Origin of the sequence: Chryseobacterium sp. IHB B 17019 (assembly GCF_001456155.1) — a bacterium.
Classification (GTDB): Bacteria; Bacteroidota; Bacteroidia; order Flavobacteriales; family Weeksellaceae; genus Chryseobacterium.
Genome location: NZ_CP013293.1, coordinates 3430146 through 3451188, shown reverse-complemented (window position 1 = coordinate 3451188; position 21043 = coordinate 3430146). Strand labels below are relative to the sequence as shown.

General features: G+C 36.4%; 18 protein-coding genes. 11 read left to right on the top strand and 7 right to left on the bottom strand.

Going from position 1 to position 21043, the window contains the following annotated elements:
• Positions 1 to 4 precede the first annotated feature (4 nt).
• Positions 5 to 1138, top strand: coding sequence for a tRNA guanosine(34) transglycosylase Tgt (gene tgt / locus ATE47_RS15940; RefSeq protein WP_062162885.1), 1134 nt, complete (start codon positions 5 to 7; stop codon positions 1136 to 1138).
• A 7-nt stretch (positions 1139 to 1145) separates the two neighbouring features.
• A complete protein-coding gene (locus tag ATE47_RS15935; RefSeq protein ID WP_062162884.1) occupies positions 1146 to 2258 on the top strand; it encodes an LptF/LptG family permease in 1113 nt (370 codons plus the stop codon).
• On the opposite strand, the gene ATE47_RS15930 is transcribed toward ATE47_RS15935, so the two are convergent.
• Entirely contained in the window at positions 2252 to 2965 is a 714-nt protein-coding gene (locus tag ATE47_RS15930) for a biotin--[acetyl-CoA-carboxylase] ligase (RefSeq protein WP_062162883.1), read from the bottom strand. The two genes, ATE47_RS15935 and ATE47_RS15930, sit on opposite strands and share 7 nt — an antisense overlap.
• A gap of 85 nt (positions 2966 to 3050) precedes the next feature.
• Between ATE47_RS15930 and rsfS the strand changes: the two genes are divergently transcribed.
• The 5 genes from rsfS to ATE47_RS15905 all read left to right on the top strand — a co-directional run bounded on the left by rsfS (position 3051) and on the right by ATE47_RS15905 (position 7724).
• Positions 3051 to 3419 (top strand): ribosome silencing factor, encoded by a 369-nt coding sequence (gene rsfS, locus ATE47_RS15925; protein WP_062162882.1) that lies wholly within the window; start codon positions 3051 to 3053, stop codon positions 3417 to 3419.
• A 16-nt stretch (positions 3420 to 3435) separates the two neighbouring features.
• Positions 3436 to 5451 carry an ATP-dependent zinc metalloprotease FtsH gene (ftsH, locus tag ATE47_RS15920; protein WP_062162881.1) on the top strand — a complete coding sequence of 672 codons (2016 nt, stop codon included), beginning with the start codon at positions 3436 to 3438 and terminating at the stop codon, positions 5449 to 5451.
• A 136-nt stretch (positions 5452 to 5587) separates the two neighbouring features.
• Positions 5588 to 6169, top strand: coding sequence for an LUD domain-containing protein (locus ATE47_RS15915; protein ID WP_062162880.1), 582 nt, complete (start codon positions 5588 to 5590; stop codon positions 6167 to 6169).
• 24 nt (positions 6170 to 6193) lie between these two features.
• Complete coding sequence (locus ATE47_RS15910) at positions 6194 to 7066, top strand: phosphatidate cytidylyltransferase (RefSeq protein WP_062162879.1); 873 nt, start codon at positions 6194 to 6196, stop codon at positions 7064 to 7066.
• Between the two features lie 4 nt (positions 7067 to 7070).
• The gene (locus ATE47_RS15905; protein ID WP_062162878.1) at positions 7071 to 7724 is read left to right on the top strand and encodes a phosphatidylserine decarboxylase family protein; all 654 of its coding nucleotides are present in this window, start codon (positions 7071 to 7073) and stop codon (positions 7722 to 7724) included.
• A gap of 227 nt (positions 7725 to 7951) precedes the next feature.
• Here the strand turns inward: ATE47_RS15905 and ATE47_RS15900 are convergent, their stop codons facing one another.
• The 4 genes from ATE47_RS15900 to ATE47_RS15885 form a co-directional block, all read right to left on the bottom strand.
• Positions 7952 to 8299, bottom strand: a complete 348-nt coding sequence (locus tag ATE47_RS15900; RefSeq protein WP_062162877.1) for a DUF1801 domain-containing protein — start codon at positions 8297 to 8299, stop codon at positions 7952 to 7954.
• 23 nt (positions 8300 to 8322) lie between these two features.
• On the bottom strand, positions 8323 to 10161 hold the full coding sequence (locus ATE47_RS15895; protein WP_062162876.1) for an ABC transporter ATP-binding protein: 1839 nt from the start codon (positions 10159 to 10161) through the stop codon (positions 8323 to 8325).
• A gap of 170 nt (positions 10162 to 10331) precedes the next feature.
• Positions 10332 to 11252, bottom strand: a complete 921-nt coding sequence (locus ATE47_RS15890) for a M28 family peptidase (RefSeq protein ID WP_062162875.1) — start codon at positions 11250 to 11252, stop codon at positions 10332 to 10334.
• Between the two features lie 250 nt (positions 11253 to 11502).
• The gene (locus ATE47_RS15885; protein ID WP_062162874.1) at positions 11503 to 11892 is read right to left on the bottom strand and encodes a DUF4293 family protein; all 390 of its coding nucleotides are present in this window, start codon (positions 11890 to 11892) and stop codon (positions 11503 to 11505) included.
• 145 nt (positions 11893 to 12037) lie between these two features.
• Here ATE47_RS15885 and rho point away from each other — a divergent pair, with 145 nt between their 5' ends.
• Entirely contained in the window at positions 12038 to 13867 is a 1830-nt protein-coding gene (gene rho, locus ATE47_RS15880) for a transcription termination factor Rho (RefSeq protein ID WP_062162873.1), read from the top strand.
• A gap of 278 nt (positions 13868 to 14145) precedes the next feature.
• Positions 14146 to 14742: a superoxide dismutase gene (locus tag ATE47_RS15875; RefSeq protein WP_062162872.1), complete on the top strand. Its 597-nt coding sequence runs from the start codon at positions 14146 to 14148 to the stop codon at positions 14740 to 14742.
• Between the two features lie 49 nt (positions 14743 to 14791).
• Here the strand turns inward: ATE47_RS15875 and ATE47_RS15870 are convergent, their stop codons facing one another.
• Positions 14792 to 15214, bottom strand: a complete 423-nt coding sequence (locus ATE47_RS15870) for a DUF6146 family protein (protein ID WP_062162871.1) — start codon at positions 15212 to 15214, stop codon at positions 14792 to 14794.
• Positions 15215 to 15263: 49 nt separating this feature from the next.
• Complete coding sequence (locus ATE47_RS15865; RefSeq protein WP_062162870.1) at positions 15264 to 16454, bottom strand: endonuclease/exonuclease/phosphatase family protein; 1191 nt, start codon at positions 16452 to 16454, stop codon at positions 15264 to 15266.
• Positions 16455 to 16706: 252 nt separating this feature from the next.
• On the opposite strand from ATE47_RS15865, the gene ATE47_RS15860 reads away from it, so the two are divergent.
• Entirely contained in the window at positions 16707 to 19574 is a 2868-nt protein-coding gene (locus tag ATE47_RS15860; RefSeq protein WP_062162869.1) for a carboxypeptidase-like regulatory domain-containing protein, read from the top strand.
• Between the two features lie 38 nt (positions 19575 to 19612).
• Entirely contained in the window at positions 19613 to 21004 is a 1392-nt protein-coding gene (locus ATE47_RS15855; RefSeq protein ID WP_062162868.1) for a DUF5689 domain-containing protein, read from the top strand.
• Positions 21005 to 21043 lie beyond the last annotated feature (39 nt).

The following is a 21043-nucleotide window of genomic DNA, read 5'->3' as shown; positions in this document are numbered from 1 at the left end:
TAAGATGCAAAAATTTTTTAATATAGAAAAAACCTCGGAGGGAAAGGCAAGGGCAGGAGAGCTTACCACAGATCACGGTAAGATCCAAACCCCGATTTTTATGCCTGTAGGAACTGTTGCCAGCGTAAAAACAGTTCACCAAAGAGAATTAAAAGAAGACATAAAAGCCCAGATTATTTTGGGTAACACATATCACCTTTACCTTCGTCCGGGTATGGAAACCATGCAGGAAGCAGGAGGTTTACACAAATTTATGAACTGGGATCTTCCTATTCTTACGGATTCTGGAGGTTTCCAAGTATTTTCATTGGCGAGCAGCAGAAAAATGTCTGAGGAAGGAGCGAGGTTCAAATCTCATATCGACGGAAGCTATCACATGTTTTCTCCGGAAAGATCAATGGAAATCCAGAGACAGATCGGAGCTGATATTTTCATGGCTTTTGATGAGTGTGTCGCTTATCCTTGTGAATACAATCAGGCAAAATCATCCATGGAACTTACGCACAGATGGCTGAAAAGGTGTATCGACTGGACAGAAAATAATCCTGAATTATATGGTCACAAGCAAAGGCTTTTTCCAATCGTTCAGGGATCAACGTATTCGGATTTAAGAAAAATCTCTGCTGAAGTTATTTCTGAAGCAGGAGCGGAAGGAAACGCAATCGGTGGGCTTTCCGTAGGTGAGCCTGAAGAGGAAATGTACAGAATTACCGATGAGGTTACCGATATTTTACCGAAAGAAAAACCAAGATATCTGATGGGAGTGGGAACTCCATGGAATATTTTGGAATCAATAGGGTTGGGAATTGACATGATGGATTGTGTGATGCCGACAAGGAATGCAAGAAACGCAATGCTTTTCACATGGCAGGGTGTGATGAATATGAAAAACGAAAAGTGGAAAAAAGATTTTTCGCCTTTGGATGAGTTTGGAACAAGTTTCGTAGACAAAGAATATTCGAAAGCATATTTGAGACATTTATTTATTTCTAAGGAATATTTAGCAAAACAAATTGCTTCAATTCATAACTTAGCTTTTTATTTAGATTTGGTAAAAGTAGCGAGAGAACACATTATGGCAGGAGATTTCTACGAATGGAAAAATTCTGTAGTACCGATTCTCAGACAAAGACTTTAAAATATTTATGTTAAAAATTATAGACAGATATATCGTTAAAAAGTATCTTGGAACATTCAGTTTCATGCTGATACTGCTGTCTATAGTTGTCCTTGTAATTGACGTTCAGCAAAAAATTCCGAGAATTGAAAATGCGACTGCGATTGATGCAAAATTGAATCTTACTTATTTTTTGATCCATTTTTACCCGTTCTGGATTATCAATCTGGTCATGACTTTCCTTTCGATCCTGGTGTTTATCTCAGTCATTTATTTCACCTCAAGAATGGCAAACAATACGGAAATTGTAGCCGTAATCAGCAGTGGCGCGAGTTTTCACAGGTTTGCAAGACCCTATTTGGTCACTTCTTTATTTATTGCTGTTGTTTCATTGGGTGTCAATCACTTTGTTCTGCCTTGGGCCAATATCCAGAAAAACCAGCTGGAAGCTTATACTTACAATGCGGCAAACAAAGAAAAAGTGTTGGGAACGGCTCCTGTTTCAGCACAATTGAGCAAAACGGAGTATATTTTTGTCAATTCCTGGAATAAAAGAGAAAAAAGAGGGTCTGGATTTGTTTATCAAAAGTTTGATAAAGACAGGAAGCTGACTTATGAGTTAAAAGCTTCCGAGGCCAATTGGGATAAAACTAAAAAACTTTTTGTCTTAAATTCTTACACGGAAAAAACGATCAATAAAAACGAGACAGAAAAACTGGCCAATGGTTTTGACTTAAAGAAGAGCTTTGGACACGATCCGGAAGAGCTTTTCCCGAACGAACTTTTGGGTCAGAATAAAACAACGCCGGAACTTTTAAAATTCATTAAAAGAGAAACAGAAAAAGGAAACAGCAACCTGAACGCCCATTTGAATGAGCTTCATCAAAGGACCTCAATGCCTGTTTCGGTGATTATTTTGACGTTTTTGGCACTTTCTCTTTCTTCGCAAAAGAAACGTGGTGGGTTGGGAATTAATCTCGCGCTCGGTATTTCTTTGGCCTTCGTTTTTGTATTCTCATTTGAAGCATTAAAAGTGGTTTCAGAGAACAAAAGTATGTCTCCGGCCTTAGCCATGTGGTTTCCGAATATTGTATTTTTCCCGCTGGCAGCCTTTTTATATCTTAAAAGAGCCAATCAGTAAAGCAGTTTTATTTCTTTGTGATAAAAGGAATGTAAACCATCTTCAAATTCAATCAGCAATTCACCGTTTTTGTCGGCTCTTCGAATGATGCCATTTTGTCGTGTTTTATTCACTTCAAAAACAGAGATCTCATCTTTCCGGAACAAATTGGAGTTAAAAAGATTCATAATTTCCTCTTCAGATGGGATATTTTTTAATTTTTCGACAAGAAATTCATTAAGATTTAAAGTAAATTCTTCAAGCTTAAATTCTTCTCCGGTTTGTGTGAAGAGCGAGCCCGCATTGGATATTTCGTCAAATTCTTCCTGAAGCACATTAATCCCACACCCAATAATGAAATAATTATTTTGGTTAATTTTTTTCTTTTCAATTAAAATTCCTGCGATTTTTTTATTTTTAAGGATAATATCGTTCGGCCACTTTATTTTTACCTTGTTTTCAGTCAAATAGGCAAGATAATCCCTGATTATAATTGCGGTATAATAATTGAACATAAAATCCGAGAGTGTAAAGTTTTGAGTCTTTACCGCCAAAGTATATGCTAAATTTTTTTCAGCCGTCGATGACCACGTATTTCCGTATTGACCGCGACCTCTGGTTTGGTTGAATGTATACAATGTCATAAAATCTGAATTTTCATAAAGTAAAAACTTTGAAATTTCGTCATTAGTAGAAGGACACTCTTTCAGGTAAAATAGTTGACTCATTTAAGAAAACTTTAAGACTTTCGGGAGCCAAAAGTAAGGCTAAAGTAAAAGAAAAACAATAAATTTGCAGATTATAGATATTTTAATGAATAAAACAGCAGAAAAACAAGCGCTAATAGATAAAATTGTAGAGGCAATCCAAGATGTAAAAGGTGAAGATGTAATGATTTTTGATCTTTCGAAAATTGAAAACTCCGTAGCCGAAACTTTTATAATTTGTAGCGGAAACTCAAATACACAGGTTTCTGCATTGGCGGGAAGTGTAGAGAAAAAAGTAAGAAACGACCTTAAAGACAGACCTTGGCACGTAGAAGGTACCGAAAACTCAATGTGGGTTTTGGTAGATTACGTTACGGTAGTTGTCCATATTTTCCAGAAAGAAGTACGTGCATATTATGATATCGAAGAACTTTGGGGAGATGCGGAAATTACGAAAATTGAAAGTGAATATTAAATTTTAAAAAGTATAAATGAACAATAAAGGATTTAACTGGTTTTTTCCGATTGCGATCATAGCTCTTTTGTTATTCTTTATCCCTAATTTTTTTGGTGATAGCAGTGCAAAGACTATTGATGAAGATGGTTTCTTCAGAGAAATGCAGGCGGGAAAAGTTCAGAACATTATAATTTACAAAGATACTGAGAAAGCTGATGTGTTCCTTACACAGGCTGCAAAAACAGCAACGGTTAAGACTAAAGAAAATGATCCGTTTTCTGCATTCTCAATGGCTCCAAAAGCAGATTTTTCTGTTAAATATGGGGACCTTCAGCTTTTCCTTCAAAAATTTGATCAGGTAAGAGCAACCAATCCGGCAATTAAGACAAGTAAAGATTACGGCACAGGGAAAAGTCAATTTATGGAGATTATTGTTCCGGCTTTAATCTGGATTGGAATTTTTGGATTATTCTATTTCCTTCTTTTCAGAAAGATGGGCGGCGGCGGAGGTCCCGGCGGACAAATTTTCTCTATCGGAAAATCTAAAGCTAAACTTTTTGATGAAAAAGAAAGAATTCAGGTGACATTTAAAGATGTTGCGGGTCTTGAAGGGGCTAAAGAAGAAGTTCAGGAAGTAGTAGATTTCCTGAAAAACTCAGAAAAATATACGAAGCTGGGAGGCAAAATTCCTAAGGGTGTCCTTTTAGTAGGGCCCCCGGGAACTGGTAAAACGTTATTGGCGAAAGCTGTGGCAGGTGAAGCTAAAGTTCCTTTCTTCTCGCTTTCAGGTTCGGATTTCGTGGAAATGTTTGTTGGGGTAGGAGCTTCGAGGGTAAGAGATCTTTTTGCCCAGGCTAAAGCTAAATCTCCGGCAATTATCTTCATCGATGAGATTGATGCAATCGGTCGTGCAAGAGGAAAAAACAATTTCTCTGGCGGAAACGACGAAAGAGAAAATACACTAAACCAGCTTCTTACGGAAATGGATGGTTTCGGAACAGATACCAACGTAATCGTAATGGCAGCAACCAACAGAGCAGATATCCTTGATAAAGCTTTGATGAGAGCAGGGCGTTTTGACCGTTCAATCTATGTAGACCTTCCGGAATTACACGAAAGAAGACAGATTTTTGATGTTCATTTAAAGAAGATCAAGCTTGATGATACGGTAGACAGAGAGTTTTTAGCAAAACAAACTCCAGGATTCAGTGGAGCAGATATTGCGAACGTTTGTAACGAAGCAGCATTAATTGCAGCCAGAAACAATCATACATCAGTAAACAAGCAGGATTTCCTTGACGCTGTAGACAGAATCATCGGCGGTCTTGAAAAGAAAAATAAAGCCATCAAACCTTCAGAAAAGAAAAGAGTGGCTTATCACGAAGCGGGTCACGCTACAATTTCATGGTTGGTAGAGCATGCTTCGCCACTATTGAAAGTAACGATTGTTCCGAGAGGACGTTCTTTAGGTGCAGCGTGGTATCTTCCGGAAGAAAGACAACTGACTACAACCGAACAAATGTTAGACGAAATGTGTGCTACATTAGGAGGTAGAGCAGCAGAGCAGGTGATCTTTAACAATATCTCAACAGGTGCATTATCCGACTTGGAAAGTGTAACGAAGAGAGCTCAAGCAATGGTAACGATCTACGGTTTGAGTCCGAATATTGGTAATATTTCTTACTATGACAGCTCAGGGCAGTCGGAATATTCTTTCGGGAAACCTTATTCTGAAGAAACGGCTAAGAAAATTGATATTGAGATCAAAGGAATTATCGAAAATCAATATGACAGAGCGGTTCAGATTTTAACGGATAATAAAGATAAGCTGGATGCGCTTGCGACTAAGCTTTTAGAAAAAGAAGTAATCTTCCGTGAAGATTTGGAAGAAGTATTCGGGAAAAGGGCTTGGGATCCGGAATTGACGGAAAAGCCCGTAACCAATACAATTCCTGCTAATGGAGAATCAGCAGAACCGATTCTAATTAAAGAAAAGGAAAGAGAAGAAGAAAGTGAAATTCAGGCTCCAGAAAGCCCGACTCAACTTTAAGATTCTTTATAAAACAATAAATAAAAACCTGGCAGTTTCAAAATTGTCAGGTTTTTTCATATTTATCGGCATATTTTTGGATTTCTATTTAATTAATTTTATATTTTTGTATAAAGTTGATTAAAAATAAATTAAGTTGAATTTATTCAAGAGGATTGTAAGCAAACTGACAAACCAGCCTGAGGAAGAAGAAGCTCAGAGTTTGGAAAAGCTGGGAGATTCGCTCAAAAATGCGGATCTTGATTATAAGTTTGCGCAATTATTTACGCATTCAGGGGGATTTTTCAATTATTGTGCAGATGAGGCGGAAGCTCTACAGACTTTAAATCAAATCGTTAAAATAGAAGGAATCAGCAATATTTTCTGTTGGGATAGAGACCTCCAGAATTTTTTGAATGTTGTGAAATCTCCGTATACCTCAGAGCTGCAGACCAACAATGATGCTGCTTTCATCACCTGTGAGTATTTGATTGCTTATGATGGAAGGATTATGCTTTCTCACAATAATATTCTTCATTACCATTCTTCAAGGCTTCCTAGTAAAATTATCATTATGGCAAACGTTTCACAGATCGTGAACAACCTGAATGACGCAATGGGGAAAATTAAGAGAAACGGAAATATCAAAAATCTTACTTCTATCAGCGGAAGCCAATCCAAAATGGATACCTCTTCCAATACCAATACAAAACTGTTTTTATTGTTGCTTGAGGATTAAGCATCAACTTTTAAATTTAAAATTTTGGACAAAAATCTCATTCAAAGAACCATTTCAGGAATTGTATATGTTGCAGTCATCATTCTTTGTACAACTCCGCTTGGAGCGAAACTGATCAATAGTATTTCGCCGGATCTCGTAAAACAGGAATATCTATATTACGGTTTGATCACGCTTTTGTTGGGTGTCGGTTCTTGGGAATGTTTTAAAATAATGAAATTTGGGAACGGCTACGAAAGGTGGGTTGTTTTTCCGTTGGTCATTTTTATCTTTTATATTTTTTCGAAGAGATATTTCCATTTTGATTTCTTTTTTGATTTTAGAATAAGTGAAATTCTGGCTCTGCTGTTAATTGTCATTGCCGTCGTCACTTTATTTAAATATCCCAACGAATTATACTTCGACAGCGGAAAACTGATTTTTACAGTTATTTATGTAGCTTTACCATTCAGTTTTGCATTAGGTTTGCCGAAGTTTTCAAGATTTGACGACACGTTTTCGTTAGAAGTTCTTTTCTTGTTTATTTTAATCTGGAGTAGCGATACTTTTGCTTATTTAACCGGGAAATTCTTCGGAAAACATAAAATGGCTCCCAAAATATCACCTAAAAAAACCTGGGAAGGATATATTGGTGGCGTAGTTCTTACATTAGTTTTATCCTATTTTGTTGAACATTATCATCCGGATCTTCGAGGAAACTGGATGGTTGTAGGATTTTTAGTGGCTGCATTTGCTCCCGTGGGAGATTTGGTGGAGAGCCAATTAAAAAGAAATTTCGGGGTGAAAGACAGCGGAAACATCATTCCGGGGCATGGCGGAGTATTAGATAGGCTTGATAGTTTTTTAATCTGCGTTCCTGTCGTATATTTGTACTTTATTTTAGAAAAATTTATTTAATCTCATGAAATTACACAGAGAATCAAAAGGAACAATTACCGTAGCAACAATACTTTTCATCATATTGGGTGCTTTGGCTATTTATTTTCTTGAAATGTGGTCGTTGATGATCATTTTGCCTTTATTGGTAATTTACAGTTTGATATTTTGGTTCTTCAGGGTTCCGGACCGCGATATCCAGGAGCACAGAGAAAATGTAGTAGCTCCGGTAGACGGAAAAGTGGTGATGATAAAAGAAGTTGAAGAAGACGAATTCATCAAAGGAAAAGCGATTCAGGTTTCTATTTTCATGTCTCCGTTGAATGTCCACATCTGTAGATATCCGGTTTCAGGGAAAGTGATTTATAAAAAATATCACCCGGGAAAATATCTTGTGGCATGGCATGAGAAATCTTCTACAGAAAATGAAAGAACAACCGTTGCTGTAGAAAGTTTAACGAATCATAAAGTGGTTTTCAGACAGATTGCTGGATATGTTGCTAGAAGAATTGTTTTCTATTGTAATGAAGGCGATGAGGCAAAAGCAGGACATGAGTTCGGATTTATTAAATTCGGGTCGAGAATGGATGTTTTCCTGCCTTTGGATACGGAGATTATCTGTAAGATCGGAGATATTACAAAAGGGGGTATCGATGTGATTGCAAGAATGAAGGATTAAGATTTAAAATCAAAATATTTAAAAGACTGTTTCGGAAGAAGCGGTCTTTTTTTATTTAAACACAAATAGTACAATTTTTTTCACGAATAAACACGAATGAAAATGAGATTAAACGTAATATGGTATCAATAGGAACGGGCTTTAGCCCGTTTTGAAAAATTAAATCATCAAATTGGCCTTAGCCAAAACAAAAATAATCACATTTGCTGCAACCTAAAACCTGCAACCTACTTAATATACTTTTTAACCTCATCAATCAGCCTCAAAATAAACTCCACCGGCAAATCCTCACCCATATCAATTAAAAGGATTTTAAACTTCTTTCTGCCTTCCTGAAGCAGCTCCGGATGATCCAACCTGTCACCGTGATAGAAGCTTACGTAATGTTTTTTATATTTTTTGCTGTAATACAGATAACACAGCATTTTCTTTTTATACTTGAAAAAAGGCAGCCCAAAGCTCAATGTTTCAGTAATATTTTCCGTGTCGGATTCTAATATTTTTTTGCGTAAAAAAAGAAGAGTACTTCTATCAGGCTCTTCAATTCTGTAGAAATACTCTTGTATTGGGTTCATTTTTAAATAAAATTAAAAAGATGTTAGTCAAAATTTTGAAGCTCAACAAGCTTGTGATACATTCCTCTTTTCGCGATGAGGTCATGGTGAGTTCCCTGTTCTACGATGTCACCTTTTTCCATAACTACGATCCAGTCGGCTTTCTGAATAGTTGAAAGTCGGTGAGCGATCACCAGGGAAGTTCTGTTTTCCATCATTTTTTCCAGCGCATCCTGAACGAACCTTTCGGATTCTGTATCCAATGCGGAAGTTGCTTCATCCAAAATCATAATCGGCGGATTTTTCAATACCGCTCTTGCGATAGAAACCCTTTGTTTCTGGCCTCCGGAGAGTTTTCCTCCATCATCCCCGATATTAGAATCGTAGCCTTCCGGAAGATGGGTAATAAATGAATCTGCATTGGCGATTTTTGCTGCTGCAATGACTTCTTCCTTCGTCGCATCAGGCTTACCCATCAGAATGTTATTATAAACAGAATCGTTGAATAATACAGATTCTTGGGTTACCATCCCTAAAAGCTGGCGGTATTCTTTTAATTTTAAATTTTTAATATTAGTGCCGTCAATAAGGATTTCACCTTCTGAAACATCATAAAATCTGGCTAAAAGATTGGCGATGGTGGTTTTTCCACTACCACTTTGCCCCACAAGTGCGACTGTTTTTCCTTTTGGAATTATTAAAGAGAAATTTTTAAGAATCGTGTGGTCTTTATCATAGTAAAAACCAATATTATTAAACTCAATCTGATTATTAAGGGTAGAAATCTCGACAGGGCTTGCTACTTCATCAATTTTCACGTCGGCATCAAGAATATCCAGGACTCTTTCCAGGGAAGCTTCTCCCTTTTGTACATTAGAAATAGACGTTGATAAACTTTTCGCCGGAGGTAAGATCTGGAAAAACATTCCTAAGAAAACCAAGAAATCTGCCGGGGAAATTGATTGTTCCACGATGATTTGTTTTCCACCGTACCAAGCGATAATTAAGAACGTAATAGATCCTAAAAATTCGCTCATCGGAGAGGCCAATTCTTTTTTTCTTCCCAAGCTGATGGAGCTGTTGATCCATTTTTGCATCGATTGCGAGAATCTGTTGCCCATGATTTTTTCAGCATTGAAAATCTTAATAACTTTTGAAGATTTCAACGTTTCATCTACAATGGAAAATATGTTACCCATTTCATGTTGGGCTTCATGGGAATCCTTTTTTAAGCTTTTCCCCACCAACGCAATCATCGTCCCCATCACCGGCAATACCAGTAAAGAGAAAAGCGTCATTTCCGGACTTAAAAAAAATAAAGTAATCAATGTACTGATTAACATAAACGGGGCATTGATCAATTCAATTAAACTTCCCAAAATGTTACCTTCTACTTCACCCACATCATTGGACATACGGGACATTAAATCACCTTTTCTACGCTCTGTAAAAAATGAAACCGGCAAGGAAAGAATTTTATTGTACATCGCACTACGAAGATCTTTTGTAACTCCTACACGATAATTAATCAGTAAGAAAGAGCCCAGATAACGGAAAAAATTCCTCAATAAAAACATAAAGGCAGTTACAATGCATAACCAGGCCAAAACGTTCAATGCACCATGCTCTGTGACCAAAGTCTGAACATAGTAATTGGAATATTCTTTCAGATATTTAAAAAAATCTACCACTTCTCCGGAATAAACAGGGGCGGTTTCATATTTTTCAGGTTTTATAGTTCCGAAAAGCATTCCCAAAACCGGCAGGATTGTCCCTAAGGAAGCAATCTGAAATACAGAATACATGATGTTGAAAAACAAACTTCCGTAGATGTATTTTCGGTGAGGCCTTGCGAACTTAAGTATTTTAAGATATTGATTCATTCAATGAAAAAATTGGAATAGCAAAATTACGTAAAATTAAAAGATTAGACGTTTCCAACCTGTTTTTACTTTACTAATATGTTTGAATTGAGCTCTATTTGTTACAAAATGTTTTGCATTAAAATAAAAACCACCAAAAAATGGCGGCTTTGTTTATCATTAAAATTATATTAAAATTTTACTTTATCATTATATTTCGGGGTAAAATTCTTCGGATTGAGCTTTTCCAGTGTCTTTCCGAAATTGTTGATAATTTGCGTCATATTTTCGAAATCAACTACATTCACATCGTCACTTTCATTATGATAATGTGTTGCTTTCGTCATGTCAACCGTTGAAAAAGAATGGGCAATAATTTTCTTTTTAACAAAACTTACATTATCCGATCTGTAAAATAACTGTTCAGAAGCGTAAGGATCTGGGTTGATTTTCAAACCATTAACTGCATTTTGATTAAATAGTTCGTCAAGATCAGAAAATTCGTCACCTGTCATGAATAATCCATTTTTCCCGAATTGAGATTCTGTGGCCACCATTTCAAAATTGAAAAGGGTAGTAAGATTATTGTAAATTTTATCTAAATTTTTGTCCTGAGAAATAGCTCTTGATCCCAGCATTCCCTTTTCTTCTCCATTAAAAGCGATGAAAACCATAGAAAAATCAGGCTTTTTATTTTTAAAATAATCTGCAATTCCTACCAAGGTTGTAATTCCGCTGGCATCGTCGTCGGCTCCGTTGTAAATATTGTCTTTTGGATTATTACTTGTTCCGATGTGATCAAAATGGCCTGAGAAACCTAAATATTTGTCTGTTTTTCCTTTTTTAATTCCACAAACGTTGTACGCAGTTTTTCCTTGATAATCAAATGGAACCAGGTAAGAATTCCCTGTACAATATTCTAAATTGTTTTCTTTAAAAAGTTTGGCAATATAATTTGCTGCGTTTTCATTTTCCTGAGTCCCGATTTCGCGGCCTTTCATTTCATCCGAAGCCAATGTTGAAAGAACGGTTTGGACTCTTTCTTTTGAAACTTCCTGTGCAAAGGAGAAAATGGAGAATAGGGTAAAGGTGAGATAGGTTAGTTTTTTCATTTTTAATAATTATAGATAATCTGTCGCAGTTTAAACGGAAATGTTGCATTAAAATTTCTTTTTCCACAGATTTCACAAATTTCCACAGATGTTTGCGTTTATAAATCAAGGGTTAAAACCTTGTCAAAGTTCTGCCGAAAAAAGAAATATGCACAATAATCTGTGAATTTGTGAATCTGTGGTTAAAAAAAAGAAATAAAAAAACAGCTCCCAAAAGGAAGCTGTTCTTACTCAAAAAATCGTTGTAAGGCTATCGAAGTCTGTCTACAGATTTTACGAGCCTCTCATCTTTTTTGATGTAAATGTTTGCAATAAACAAACAGATAATCGCAATCAATGGAAAAATTGGCTCAATACCCTTCTCAGGAACCTGAATTCCTCCGGATAATTTTAGTAACCAGTAAATCAATACACCAATCAACAAAGCGTTTATAATGATGCTGATATTGTTCAGCAAAATTTGTCTTTTTCTGTTTTTAAAGCTGAATACACTCAGTAATCCAACCAAAACAAGCACAATACAGCCAATATTAAGCACAGGAAAACTATCAGAAATGATAACATCCTGTCCTGTAACGAACAGAAACACAGCAGCTAAAACTGCCAAAAAAGTCCATATAGTCTGTATTCTTTGTAACATGGAATATTAAATTCTTTGCAAAAGTAGTATAAATTTTGCACAATTCAAAAATAAGTGTAGATTTGCATTATACGAATGTACTTGAAAACAAAAGTCACCGGACTTACTTTTCTTACTCACAATTAATTACATTTTTTACACTAATATGTTTAACATTGAAACGTTAAGGTCAAAATCCGTAACGGAACTGGCTAAAATCTTAAAGGATTTGGGCGTTAAAGTTGCAAGAAACAGCACTGAAAATGACAAAATCTTTGCAATTCTGGACTTTCAGGCTTCAAATCCCAAAGTGGCGAAAGAGTATTTCAACGCCACCGAAACTAATATGAATACTGAAGAAACACCAGCAGAAAAACCTGCGAAGGCTCCTGCCAGAAAGGCTGCTCCAAAGAAAACTGCAGCTAGACCGAAAGCAGAAACAAAGGCTCCGACAGAAGAAAGGCCCCAAGCCGAGGAAAAAACAGAAATAGAAAAAATTTCTGAAGATCCAAAACCGGAAGAAATAAAAGCTGAACCGTTAACAACAGAGGAGACAGCAGCTTCACAAGCTAAGAAAAAAAGAAAAAGGGTATCAGCTCCCAATACAGGAAACACAGAAATTTCGCAAGAAAGAACAGAAGCTCCTAAAAACACAGAATCTCAAGAATCTGCTCCAGCAGAAGAAAAGCCAAGCAATCCTCAAGCTCAGGCCAGACCTCAAAAAGGACAACACAACAATCCGCACAACAACGGAAACCAGCATAGAAATCAAAACCCGAATCAAAACCAAAACCAAAACCCGAATCAGAATAAGCAGCAACAACAACAGCAGCATTCTGAAAGACAGGAAGAGCATCATGAACAGAAAAAAGAGTTCAGCTTTGACGGAATGGTAAGTATTGAAGGAGTTTTGGAAATTTTACCTGATAACTACGGATTTTTACGTTCATCAGATTTCAGCTATATCTCTTCACCGGATGATGTGTATGTTTCTACAGCTCAGATCAGAAATTTCGGTTTGAAAACCGGAGATACGGTAAGAGGAATTGTAAGACTTCCAAAAGAAGGCGAAAAATATTTTTCTTTATTAAAACCAATTGAAGTAAACGGACGTGATCTGGCTTTCATTAAAGATCGTGTTGCTTTTGAATATCTTACACCACTTTTCCCTGAAGAAAAATTCAATCTTGCAGGTAAAGAGGCTACAATTTCTACAAGAGTGGTCGATTTATTCGCACCGATTGGGAAAGGACAGAGAGCAATGATTGTTGCCCAGCCAAAAACGGGTAAAACAATGTTGCTGAAAGATATTGCTAATTCTATCGCAGCAAACCACCCTGAAGTTTATATGATGGTACTTTTGATCGACGAACGTCCGGAGGAAGTTACCGATATGGAAAGAAGTGTAAATGCCGAAGTAATCGCATCTACATTTGATGAAGCGGCAGATAAGCACGTAAAAGTTGCGAATCTTGTTTTAGCAAAAGCTCAAAGAATGGTGGAATGCGGACATGATGTTGTAATTTTATTAGACTCAATTACCAGATTGGCTAGAGCTTACAATACTGTAACTCCTGCATCCGGAAAGGTTTTATCGGGTGGTGTTGATGCTAATGCACTTCACAAGCCGAAAAGATTCTTCGGAGCGGCAAGAAAAATTGAAGGTGGCGGATCTTTAACGATTATCGCTACGGCTCTTATTGATACAGGTTCTAAAATGGATGAAGTGATCTTTGAAGAATTCAAAGGTACCGGAAACATGGAACTTCAGTTAGATAGAAAAATTGCCAACAGAAGAATTTATCCTGCTATTGATTTGGTGTCTTCAAGCACAAGAAGAGACGATTTATTGCTAGATGAGGTTACTTCCCAGAGAATGTGGATCTTCAGAAAATATCTTTCTGAAATGAATCCTGTAGAAGCCATGGAATTTGTAAATAAAAACATCAGAGGAACTTTAAACAACGAAGAATTCCTGATGTCTATGAATAAATAATTTAAATTAATTTTTAAATAGAAAAAGCACGAATGTAATGTTCGTGCTTTTTTGTTCACTGAAAGTGTGAAGATGATGAAAGCTTGGATATGGAAGTTTGATTCCGTTGATTTTTAAAATCTGTCAACAGCTTTAAAAACCTCTAGCTTCCAGCTTCAATCTTCCATTCCAAAACTCAATTAAATTATCAATGTTAAAGATTTATTAAAGTAATCTCAATTTTTGAAATTGGGTTAAATTATGGCTAACTTTGGATTATAACATTAAAAATAATAATTATGTCATTTGAATTACCAAAATTAGGATATGCTTACGATGCATTAGAGCCGACTATTGATGCAAGAACAATGGAGATTCACCATACAAAGCACCACCAAGCATATATCGACAATTTAAATAATGCCATTAAAGGAACTGATCTGGAAGGAAAAACAATAGAAGAAATCTGCCAGACAGGAACAGATAAGCCTGCGGTAAGAAACAATGGAGGAGGACATTTCAATCACACGTTATTCTGGGAGATTTTAACACCTGGAGGTAGCAAAGAACCTGTAGGAAACGTAAAAGCTGCGATCGAAAACTATGGCGGACTTGAAAAGTTTAAAACAGATTTTTCTGATGCTGCTAAAACAAGATTCGGTTCAGGATGGGCATGGTTGGTAAAAAATGCTGACGGTTCCGTAGCGGTAACTTCTACTCCAAACCAAGATAACCCGTTGATGCCTGTTTCAGACGTAAAAGGAACTCCGGTTTTAGGACTTGACGTTTGGGAGCATGCTTACTATTTGAACTATCAAAACAGAAGACCTGACTATGTTGCTGCATTTTTCTCTGTGGTAAACTGGGATAAAGTTGAGGAATTATTCAACAAATAATTTTTAACTATTATAAAAAGAAAAGGTTCAGAATTGCTCTGAACCTTTTTTAATATCTTGTGGTATCACTTCCCGAAAGCCCATTCATCCGCAACCCATACTTCCAGTTGACATACGCAAAAACCTGGTACAATTTATACTCGAATTTTAATCCATAATTTTCTTTAGGGTCATAATCAATTGAAGATTCTATGATATTTCGATATCTTCCGGAAAAGTAATAAGAATTCCATTCACTTACCAGAAGCATATTTTTAGTTTTTAAATAAGATTCTGAATATTGACTGATAGGCTTCGCAATTGCATTCAGGAAATAATCAAACTGAGTATCAATTACTGTAAGATCCCATTCTCCGTCTTCATTTTTTGAAGGTTTCATCTCTGATTTCTCTTTATCGTTTTTTGGGTCAGTCTGTGCAGAATAACTGAAAGGTAAAAGAGAAAAAATTAATAATAAGATTACATTTTTCATACTCATAAAGTTACATAAAAAAAGCACTCAAATTGAGTGCCTGATTTGTTTATGGTTCTTTCTGGAGAACTACGAACGCCGGAAAGTGGTCGCTGTAGCCGCCGGTGAATTGGTCGCCATTCCAGGAACGGAAGGGGTAACCTTTATAATTTCCTTCTTTATTCACCAAATAAGCCGGAGCAAAGATTTCTGCTTTGAAAACCGAATATTCCTTTGTCACCTGATCGTTAATTAAGTTTTTGGAGACAATAATCTGGTCAAATAAATTTGGGGCATCCTGATAAGCTAATGAAGCTACTCCTTTTTTGTACAAAGGATACATTAAATTAAGGTAAGGAGCATTTTCGCTTAAATCTTTCGGGCTTGCCTGAGCTTTTAAATGATTTTTTAAACTTGCACTTACAGGATCATCATTAAAATCACCCATTGCGAATAGCTTTGTGGAAGGATCTGCTGCTCTTACACTGTCCATTTGCTGTTTTAGCAGAACTGCAGCTGCATTTCTTTTCGGTAAAGAAATAGCTTCACCTCCTCTTCTTGAAGGCCAGTGATTCATGAAAAAAGCTACTTTTTCGTTGTCCAGAAAACCTGTAACTACCAAAATATCTCTTGTATATTCTCTTCTTCCGTCATCGCCATAGACTTTCAACTCTTTTTTTAATGAATTGGTTGGCGTAAATCTTCTTTTCTGGTAAATCAACGCGACGTCAATTCCTCTGTAATCGTAAGAATTGTAATGGATAATTCCGTAATCGTATTTCTTTAAAGCGGGTTCTTTCACAAGATCTTCAATGACCTGTCTGTTTTCAACCTCGATTAATCCTACCACAGCCGGCGCCGTTTTTGTGTACTGTGCACCAAGCTCGGAAATTACCTTTGCTTCGTTGGCAAGCTTGGCCTTGTAGATTTTTGTATTATAGTTTTTCGCGCTGTTTGGCGTAAACTCTTCAGATCCACTTTGATATTTTACCGCTTTTTTACCTATTAAAGCTCCATCGCTCCATACTCCCTCGTATTTTTCAGCTTCCAGAAACTTGATGGAATCCATTGGAATGCTTCTGTGAAATGCAGGATTTTTAATATCCTTGGTTCCGTCAATATAATCTGCTGAGCGAATCGTGTCCCAAAGGTTTTCTACATTCAAAAAACCAACGGTGGCAACTTTTCTCAGTTTTCCCTGCTGTTGTGAAAATGCCATAACCGAAAAAATGATGGCCAAAAAACTCAAAAATTTCTTCATCCTCTTTAGAGTTGTTATTAATATTATTTAATCTGCAAATTTACCTTTTTTTAATTCATGCCATTTTAAATATTTGTAAATTTAAAATGTGGTATCCGTGTTTTTTTTATATAATGATTCTTAAAAGTTTGCAATGTTAAGAAAAAATAATGTTAAAAAGGTTGTTAATTCTAAAATTTGACTAAATTTGCGTCCCCAACTTTTAAACTGTTGAGAATTAACAAGAAAAGTATTTAAAAATAAAATATACTCATGATTAAAAAATTATCATTAGTCTCTTTATTTACTTTACTTCCGGCTTCATTTTACTTTGCGCAGACTACAGTGTTTGCGTATCTGAAAGATGCAGATGGAAAGCCCGTTGAAAGGGCAGAAGTAGATCTAAAAGGGAACGACAATGATGTAACGGCTGACAAAATTGGATACTTCCAGTTTGTAGACCTTCAGCCGGGGCATTACCAAATTGTGATTACGAAACCCAATTACGAAACCAAAGTAATGGAGTTTGACGTAGCCAATGAGAAAAGAAAGGATCTTGGGATCGTTACTCTTTATTCTACACTTACAAGTGCGGATCAGGGTTTAGCAATTATTGATAATGATGGTGATGATGAAGACAGCAACAGCGGACAGGCTTCTACGGTAGGTTTGCTACAGTCTTCCCAGGATATATTCAGTAGAATTGCGGCATTCGATTTAGGATTTTACTGGTTCCGCCCGAGAGGAATCGACGGAAGATTTGGAGAAACTATGCTGAATGGTGTATCTATGATCAAGTCTGACAATGGTAATGTTGATTTTGGAAATTGGGGTGGTCTTAATGAGATTACAAGATATCCTGAAATTTCTCAAAATCATGCCCCTTCAGAGTATGCTTTCGGTGGAAACAGTTCAGTGGTATATAAAAACACAAAAGCCAGCGAGTACAGAAAAGGATTTCAATTCACACAATCTTTAACGAACAGAAACTACAGAAACAGGACTTCTTTACGATACAGTTCAGGAATGAGCAAGTCGGGATGGGCGTTTACTGCAATGGGTGCAAGAAGATGGGCGGAAGAAGGAATCCAGGAAGGAACTTTCTATGATGCTTACGGAGCTTATCTGGGGATTGAGAAAAAGTTTAGTGACAAACATACAATGACATTCAACTTTATCGGTGCTCCCTACAGAAGATCAACATCGAGTCCGAGTACTCAGGAAGTTTATGATTATAGAGGAGTTCATTACAACTCTTATTGGGGTTATCAGGACGGTGAGCAGCGAAGTGAAAGGGTAAGGAAAGGTTTCCAGCCTATCTTCCAAATTCAAGACTTCTGGAAAATTAATAAAAATTCAAGTCTTTGGACATCAGTTTCTTATCAATTCGGAAAAGATAAAGGTTCTCGTTTAGACTGGCAAAATGTTCAAAACCCCTCTCCAACATATTACAGAAATTTACCAAGTTATTATGATTCTTTAGATCCTAATGCTTCAGTGGTAAATCCTGACGGAACTATGACAACAGCTCAGGACGCCTTCCAAACTTCTCTTAGAGGATGGCAGAACGGGGATCCAAATATTACTCAAATAAACTGGGATAGATTATACCAGAGAAATATGCAGCAGGCTCCACAAAATTATTACGGACAAAATGGAAAAAGAGCTTTATATTATCTGGTAAATGATGTAAGTGATGATAAAATATGGAATGTTGCAACACACTTTATCCACAATTTTAATGATACCACTAAGTTTTTATTAAATGTATCTTATCAAAACTACCGTTCTGAGCAATACAGAGAAGTAAATGATCTTTTAGGTGCTGATTTTGTACTCAACAGAGATCCGTTTGCGGCAACGAACCAACCGGGGAAAACAGGTTTATATAATGAAGGAGAAGAAAATGTAACTAAAAAAGTAGGTGATAAAATGACTTACGACTACATTTTCAGAAGACAGGAAGTAAAAGTAAACCCGGGATTGAAATTCTCATCAGGAAAATTTGATGTGTTTGTTTCCGGAATGTTCGGATATTCTTCTTCAAACAGAGAGGGCTTGTTTAATCATTATTTATACAAAGATTCTTACGGAAAAGGGACAGATTACAACTACTGGAACTATGGTATAAAAGGTCAGGCTATTTATAAAGTAAACGGTAGAAACTTTATTGTTTACAACGGTGCATATTATTCACAGGCTCCTTATTTGGAAGACTTATTTGTGAACCCACGAGTTAACGGATCTGTTGCGCCAAATGTAAAAAATATGGTTGTAAATGCTAATGATTTAAGCTATGTAATGTCAACTCCTTTCTTAAAATTAAGATTAACAGGATATTTAGTTGATACAGATAACGAAACGACGGTACAAAGGTTCTTCGCGGATGGTCTTGCATTGAAAAGTGTAGATGCGGATGGTAACCAAACCAATGTACAGAGTGCATTTGTATCTCAGATCATGACAGATGTGAAGAAAAGAAACATGGGATTAGAATTAGGAGTTGACGTAAAAATTATTCCTACCTTATCTTTACAAGGTTTGGCAAGTATAGGACAATATACTTATCAAAATGATCCAACGACTTATTTTGCATCAGATGCAACTGGAGTTTTCGGAAACGGTCTTCCATATACAAGCTTAGGTAAAGCATATATTAAAGATTATCGTCAGGGAGGAACTCCACAACAGGCTTTCTCTTTAGGCTTCCGTTATAATAACCCTAAATATTGGTGGGTAGGAGCAAACTGGAACTATTTTGATGACAGTTATTTAGACCCTGCCTCATTGATTAGAACCGAAGGATTTATTCAGAATGACCTTACTTCATCACCATTTTATGGATTAACAGAATCAGATCTTAGAAGAGTTCTAGAACCAAACAAATTACCTTCTTCATTCTTCCTGAATGCTAATGCAGGGAAATCCTGGGTAATTGGGAAGTATTATGTTTTAATTTCTGCGACGGTAAATAATATTTTAGATAACAGAAAATATATCACCGGAGGTTTTGAACAGACAAGAAATGCTAAATTCGATACTTTCTCAGAAGATTTGAATAGAGAATATCCTTTGTTCGGACCAAAATACTGGTACACTCAGGGAAGATCATATTTCATAAATTTACAGTTTAGATTCTAATAATCACCACAAACTATTTTAATTTAAAAATTATTAAAATGACAATAAAAAAATACTTAAGTTTAGTAGCAGGAGTTGCATTTGCCGCAATTTCTATTACCTCTTGCGTACAAAAAGATGAGTGGGATACGCCACCGATCAAGTGCGAAAACAAATTCCCGGCTCCTACGATGTCTTTAGCTGATTTTAAAGCTCAGGCTCCGGCTACAGGATATCTTTTAATTACTACCGACCAGATTATTGACGGATACGTTGTTTCTTCTGATGAAAGCGGAAATTTTTACAAAACAATTTCTTTCCAGGATAAACCTGAAAATCCAACTGCAGGTTTGCAGATCGAAGTTGACAGAGCAAGTAACTATGCGGATTTCCCTGTTGGAGCGCACATCAGAATTAATGCTAAAGGATTAAGACTGGGATTAGATAGAGGAGCTGTGAAAATTGGTTCTGTGGATCCTAATTTCTCTATCGGAAGAATTCCTGCTTCTTTGTTAAGCAGATATATTTCAGGTGTTTGTAACGGAAACGGACTTGAAATTGTAAATATTAAGCCTGTAGAATTACCAAACCTTGCCGCTGCTAAAGCTGAGCAATATATCAATACATTGGTGAAAGTTCCTAGTTCTCAGTTCTCAATCGGTGATATTTTCCCTGTTAATAAAACCTATATCGACTACGTTGGTGGTGCAGGTGTTGATACAGATAGAACTTTAGAAGATGCTTCAGGAAACTCAGTTACGCTTAGAAATTCAGGCTTCTTTGCACAGGGATCTACTTTATTGCCAACAGGAAACGGAGATATTACTTTTGTTGTAAGCCGTTATATATCCACGTGGCAAATGTTGATCAGAAATACAAATGACATCAATTTCAAAGGAACTAGAGTAGATGCAACACCACCAAAAGGAGGCACAGCAATTACTTATTCGGGTTCTTTCCTTGAAAATTTTGAAAGCTATTCATTAACGCCTACAAACTTAGAAGTTTATCCTAAATATGTGAATGACGCTCTTTTAGGAAACAGATATTGGCAGTTGAAAACTTTCAGCAGCAACAAATATATCCAGTTGGGAGCAAACTCTGGTTCTGGTCCTTATCAAACGTATTTCGCTGTACCAGTTGATTTTACAGCGGCAAATACATTAAAGTTTGACGTAAATGTAGGATTCTGGAACGGTAACGCCTTAAAAGTTTATTATACAACTAATTATACTCCTCTTGGAGATATTACGCAGGCTACAAAAACAGATATTACATCTTCATTTACAATTCCGCAAGCTCCAGCTAGCGGGTATGGAACTTTAGCTCCTGCAGGTACTTATGCTATTCCTCCTGCACTTACTGGTAACGGATTTATTTTGTTTGAATATACAGGAAATGGAAGTGGAGTAACAACTACAGTTCAGTTAGATAATATTCAGGTTCAATAAGAATGTCTAAATAAAGACTATCTATCAGGCAGTCTTATT